This window comes from Enterovibrio norvegicus FF-33, from assembly GCF_000286835.2.
In the GTDB taxonomy this organism is placed as follows: Bacteria; Pseudomonadota; Gammaproteobacteria; order Enterobacterales; family Vibrionaceae; genus Enterovibrio; species Enterovibrio norvegicus_A.
Window position 1 is genome coordinate 1 of sequence record NZ_AJYD02000032.1, and the last position, 799, is coordinate 799.

The 799-nt window shown below is 51.6% G+C and carries 1 pseudogene; it reads left to right on the plus strand.

From position 1 onward, the window contains the following. Positions 1-68: 68 nt before the first annotated feature. Positions 69-799 (plus strand): annotated as a pseudogene (locus A1OO_RS08335) (hypothetical protein); the annotation flags it as partial.

The following is a 799-nucleotide window of genomic DNA, read 5'->3' on the forward strand; positions in this document are numbered from 1 at the left end:
TGCTGGGCTATTCGAACCCAGGAGACCGCGCACTAATATCATCTAGGGCGGCCTTTAGTAGCTCTGCCATGGCCTACGACCCAACCACCAACCGCACCTATTATGTCAGTGTGCCGAGACCGGCTGATTATCATGTCGCAGATGCAAGCGCGCATGTCTCGTCCGACGAGTTCAACAGCCTTTCTCTCCATGCGTCAACGTCGTTGCCCAATCAACTGGCCTATTTTGACCACGATGCACAACGCCATACCGTGGTCGCCAACGTGCCTGCTACACTGCGAATGGCTTACGATGCGGCCAACAGTAAACTCATCGCGTCCAATGCAACCAAGCTGTTTTCTATTGACCCACTTTCTGGTGCCGTGTCTGACACCAAAGCCTTCGACAATAACATCGCATTTGGGGGCTTTTCGTCTTGGGGGGACTTTGTCTTTAAAGACAATGCGCTTTTGTACGTCACCAATACCCGTACCTTCTCTGTCGACCCGTCCACGGCTGAAATGACGCTCAAATCATTCCACAATATTGACTTTGTAACGGCAGCGACCCTCGACCAAAACGGTCAAATTCTTGTTGCCGCCAAGAATCAGAATGTCAGTGGGAACATCAACAGCACATGGTTATATCGCGTTGACCCAGTGACCGGTGAGCAAGTTAGGATCGGCCTCTTCCCTGCTCGTGTGAATGCCATGTCGACCAACACACAAGAAGAGCACACGTGCTATACCGCTACGACCTTCCCGAATGCACAAGAAACACGTGTTAAGAAAATCACCAACCCTACCGTGGAAGAAGGCGA